Origin of the sequence: Nonomuraea aridisoli (assembly GCF_003236395.1) — a bacterium.
Classification (GTDB): Bacteria; Actinomycetota; Actinomycetes; order Streptosporangiales; family Streptosporangiaceae; genus Nonomuraea; species Nonomuraea aridisoli.
Window position 1 is genome coordinate 1 of the sequence record NZ_POUD01000444.1, and the last position, 4,457, is coordinate 4,457.

5 protein-coding genes are annotated in these 4,457 nt (G+C 71.1%); 1 reads left to right on the forward strand and 4 read right to left on the reverse strand.

Translation table 11 applies throughout. From position 1 onward, the window contains the following. Nucleotides 1–116 precede the first annotated feature (116 nt). The 4 genes from C1J01_RS46400 to C1J01_RS46415 are packed head-to-tail and all read right to left on the reverse strand — an operon-like array spanning nt 117 to nt 3,350. Nucleotides 117–605: a GNAT family N-acetyltransferase gene (locus C1J01_RS46400; protein WP_111185373.1), complete on the reverse strand. Its 489-nt coding sequence runs from the start codon at nt 603–605 to the stop codon at nt 117–119. Further along, entirely contained in the window at nt 599–2,320 is a 1,722-nt protein-coding gene (locus tag C1J01_RS46405; RefSeq protein WP_235855129.1) for an urease subunit alpha, read from the reverse strand. The genes C1J01_RS46400 and C1J01_RS46405 overlap by 7 nt, the downstream gene beginning before the upstream one ends. After that, the gene (gene ureA, locus C1J01_RS46410; protein ID WP_111185374.1) at nt 2,317–2,934 is read right to left on the reverse strand and encodes an urease subunit gamma; all 618 of its coding nucleotides are present in this window, start codon (nt 2,932–2,934) and stop codon (nt 2,317–2,319) included. The genes C1J01_RS46405 and ureA overlap by 4 nt, the downstream gene beginning before the upstream one ends. An 8-nt stretch (nt 2,935–2,942) precedes the next feature. Continuing rightward, nucleotides 2,943–3,350 carry an arginine deiminase family protein gene (locus tag C1J01_RS46415; protein WP_181449345.1) on the reverse strand — a complete coding sequence of 136 codons (408 nt, stop codon included), beginning with the start codon at nt 3,348–3,350 and terminating at the stop codon, nt 2,943–2,945. A 170-nt stretch (nt 3,351–3,520) separates the two neighbouring features. Here C1J01_RS46415 and C1J01_RS46420 point away from each other — a divergent pair, with 170 nt between their 5' ends. Continuing rightward, nucleotides 3,521–4,351, forward strand: coding sequence for a DUF3800 domain-containing protein (locus C1J01_RS46420; protein ID WP_111185376.1), 831 nt, complete (start codon nt 3,521–3,523; stop codon nt 4,349–4,351). Nucleotides 4,352–4,457: the final 106 nt, after the last annotated feature.

Below are 4,457 nucleotides of genomic sequence, written 5' to 3' on the forward strand. Positions count from 1 at the left end.
CGCCACCGCCCTCCTGGTCGCCGGCCACCGCGTCGAGGGCCACGTCGACCTCGGCTCCACGAACCTGCTCGGCGTCACCGCGTGGGAACGCGGCTGACCGAAGCCGCCCGGCCCTCTCAGAGCGTCCGGTACATGACGTGCAGCCCGACGTAGCCCTTGGCCGGATGCCGGAACCCCTCCGGCAGCGTGCCCATCACCTCGAACCCCAGCGACCGGTACAGCCCCACGGCGCGTTCGTTCGTCTCCACCACCGCGTTGAACTGCATCACCCGGTAGCCCGCCGCCCGTGCCCACTCCAGCGTGTACGCGCACAACGCCCGGCCGACACCCCGCCCGGCGTGCGCCGGGTCGACCATGTAGCTGGCGCTCGCGACGTGCGACCCGTTGCCCATGTGGTTGCGGTTCATCTTCGCCGTGCCCAGCACCGCGCCCGAGTCGTCCACCGCGACGACCGTACGGCTGGGAGCGGAGAGCAGCCACCAGTCGCGGCCCTCGTCGCGCCCGAGGTCCGTCGGATAGGTGAACGTCTCCCCTGCGGCGACGATCTCGTGGAAGAACGGCCAGATGGCCGGCCAGTCGTCGGCGGTGGCTTCTCTGATCAGCATCCGGGAAGCATCCCACGTCCCCCGGTCACGCCAGATGGTGGACCTGGGTGAGGGGGAGCGAGACGGCCGGGGGCAGGCCCGCCGGGCGGCCGTCCACCAGGACGGGCCCGCCGTCGCGGGGCACGTGGACGTGCGGGACACGGGTGTTGCGCACCATGGCCGCACGGGTCAGCCCGCGTGCGCCGCTGACCGGCAGGTAGCTCGGCCCCCGGCGGCAACGCGCGCCGGGCGGCGGCGTCCTCCAGCGCCTCCGCCGCCACGAAGACGTGCGCCAGCCGGCGCGGCGCGTCCCCCATGGCGCCGAAGAACCGCCGGTACGCCCGCGGCTGCCCGGCCCGCGTGGACGCGGCCCCGGACGCGCTCACCCCCCACGCCACGAACCCCGACTTCACGACCAGTTCCGGCTTCGCGCCGAACCACGCCGGATGCCACACCACGAGGTCGGCGACCTTCCCGGGGGCGATGCTGCCGATCTGACCGGCCATCCCGTGCGCGATCGCGGGATTGATGGTGATCTTCGCGAGGTACCGCAGCACCCGCTCGTTGTCGTGGCCGCCGTTCCCCCGCGCGTCCTCCTGCTCGACCGCCTTGGCGTGCGCGGCGAGCTGCCAGGTGCGGCGGGCGGTCTCCCCGACGCGGCCCATGCCCATCGAGTCGGAGTTGACGATGCTCACCGCGCCGGCGTCGTGCAGCGCGTTCTCGGCCGCGATCGCGCTCGCCCGCACCCGGCTCGCGGTCACCTCCACGTCGCCGGGCAGCAGCGCGTTCTGCCGGTGCACGGTCATCGTCATCGGGAACAGCTCGGCCGCGGTGTTGACCGTGTACGGCAGCGTCGGCGTGGTCGAGGACGCCAGCACGTGCGGGTGGGCCAGGATCTCCAGCAGGTCGGGATGCCCGCCGCCGCCCTCGACGTGGTAGGCGTGCACGGTGCGCCCGCGCGTCGCGTCGAGGGTGTCGGCCAGCAGGCCCGACTCGTTGAGCGAGTCGGTGTGCAGCGCGACCGGCAGGCCGGCGGCGTCGGCCACGGCCAGGCAGGTGTCCACGACCGCGGGCTGCGCGCCGAAGTCCTCGTGCACCTTGAACCCGCCCGCCCAGGCGAGCACGGCCGCCTCCAGGGGCGCGCGGCGCACCGACGAGCCGCGCGCGAGGAAGGCCACGTTCACCGGCACCTCCCGCCACGCCTCGATCATCAGGTCGAGGTTGCGCTTGGGGTTCACGCCGATGTCCCACACGCCGCCGAGGCCCATGCCGACCACGGTCGTGACCCCGGCGGACAGCGCCACGTCGAGCAGCGCCGGGCTGGACAGGTGGACGTGCGAGTCCACCACGCCGGGCGTCACGATCATGCCCTCGGCGGGGATCATCGCCGTGTGCGGGCCGACCACGAGCTCGACGTCGTCCACCGCGTCGGGCGAGCCGGCCCGGCCGAGGCCGGCGATCCTGCCGTCCTTGATCCCGATGTTCGTCTTGACCACGCCGAGCAGCGGGTCGAGGACGAGCGCGTTCGTGACGATCATGTCCAGCTCGGACGAACGCGCGCCGCTGGTGAGCAGCAGTCCCTCGCGCACGGTCTTGCCGCAGCCGCCGAGCAGCTCGTCGCCGGCCTCGGTGTCGTCGCGTTCGACCTCGACCACGAGCCCGGTGTCGGCCAGGCGTACCCGGTCGCCGGTGGTCGGGCCGTACACGGCCGCGTACGTCGCCCTGTCGAAGCTCATCGTCCGTCCTCCAGCGTGAGCCGGGGCGCGGTGGCCGCGCCGCCCAGCCTGACCAGCCGCACCGTGATCGTCGCCCCCGGCGGGAAGCCCAGGCTGCTGCCCGCGGGCACGTCCAGCCGGTGACCGCGCGCCGCCTCCCGGTCGAACGCCAGCGCCGCGTTGGCCTGCCAGAACGGGTAGTGCGACGAGACGTGCACGTCCACGTCGGCGGTGTTGGTCACCTCGATCTCCAGCCGGGCGCGACCGGGCACCAGGCCGGTGTTCTCCGGCGCCGCCGGGATCACCGCCCCGGGGTCGCCGGGCTCCGGCTCCCGGCCGAGCGGGTCGTCGACGGCCACGAGCGCCGTCCCCGCCGGGAACAGCGCGTCCACCTCGACCCGGCGGACCAGCGCCGCGACGCCGGGCCGGGCGTCCTCGGCCCGCACCGCGCCGCGGCCCGCCGCGATCACCTCGTCCATCGGCAGCCCGTCCCAGGCCGCCTCGAACACCGCGTCGGCGACCAGCGCGATCACCTCCGGCGCGGACAACTTCGCGCCCCGCGCGCGGCGGCGGCGGGCCAGCTCGGCCACGGTGAACACGGTCAGCCGGTCGTGCTCCGCCGGAGTCAGATGCATCGAGGTCCTTACCAGTCGCGGACGAGTTCCATGGTGGAGCAGTGGATGCCGCCGCCGTTCTTCAGGATCTCGTCGTACGGCACCGGCACGATCTCCACGCCCTCGGCGGCCAGCCGGTCGGCGGTGCGGACACAGTGGGCCGGGAACAGCAGCCGGCGCGGCCGGACGGTGAGCGAGTTGCAGGCGTACTGCTCGTCGGGGTGCGGCGAGACGACCTTGATCCCGAGGTCGTCCAGCCGGGCCAGGAACTCGTACGGCAGGCGGTGGGTGTTGGCCAGCGCGAGGTCGTCGTCCACCATGTGGAACTGCCCGTCCACGTGGATCGTGTACCCGGGCAGCGGCACGGTCACCAGCTCGATGCCGAGCGGCTCCAGGATCGCGGCGAGGCCGCATAACCGCGCACATCGTGGAGTCATGCGATCGTCGAGCGGCCCGCAAATCAGGCAAAGTGTCATTGCCTTTGCCCTCGGCCGATTGCTGTGCTTGACTGTGGGCAGAAACGTTCTAGCGGTGCATAGGAGCCTGGCTCCGAACACCACATCCTAAGGCCGCCCCTGCGGGGCGGCCTTAGCGTTATGGTGCGGCCATGCAAATCTGCTACCTCGATGAAGCAGGCGGCTGCGAGGCACCCGACAGCAGCAATTCCGCGACTCCTGTCATGGCGATCGTTGGGCTGATCGCGGACACCTCCGTCATCCCCGCCCTCACCAGAGAGTTCCTCGCACTCAAGCGGCTGCACTTCCCGGGGCGGTTCAGCACCGGACCGGCTTTGGACCATATCTTGGTGGAGATCAAGGGCAGCGAAATTCTCCAGATGACGAGAGCGCAATCGCGCAACAAGCGTCGCCAAGCGCATCGTTTCCGCTTAGGGCTGCTCGACCTCGTGGAAGCACACGGATGCCGAGTGATAGGAAGAGTTTGGATCAAAGAACCGGGTAAGTCGTTGCACCCGCAAAAGGACTATGGCTATGCCGTTCAGAAGATAAGCACGCATTTCACGCAGTTCTTGGTGGTGCAGAACAGCGTCGGCATCGTCGTCGCGGACGGACGCACTCACCAAGCGAACCGCAGAGTGGCTCACTCGATCTTCACGCAGAAGTGGCGCACCGGCGGCGACCCCTACCCCGCACTTCGCGACGTTCCCCTTTTCGCCGCCAGCGACAACCACGCCGGTCTGCAGATCGCCGATCTGATCGCCTCGACGTTGGTCTTCCCCATGGCCGCCTCGGCGTACTGCACGCCACAACGAGCGAATCCGCATTCCTCGGGGCTCTACAAAGACGTGAGAAGCGAGTTCGGGGTCAGGCTGCAGAATCTCCAGTACAGGTACAGGAGCGAGACCGGACGCTGGCAAGGGGGTCTGGCGGTCTGCGACTACGTCGGCAAGCGCCCGGGGTCGCTGCTGTTCGCCCCATAGGAGCCTGGTCCGGGACCGTTGGGCGGAGGGATGCGACGCCCGGGTGCGCGGCATCCCTCCGGTGGGCCGGCGTACTACGCGGGCCTCATCCCGCGCCGGTCGGGGG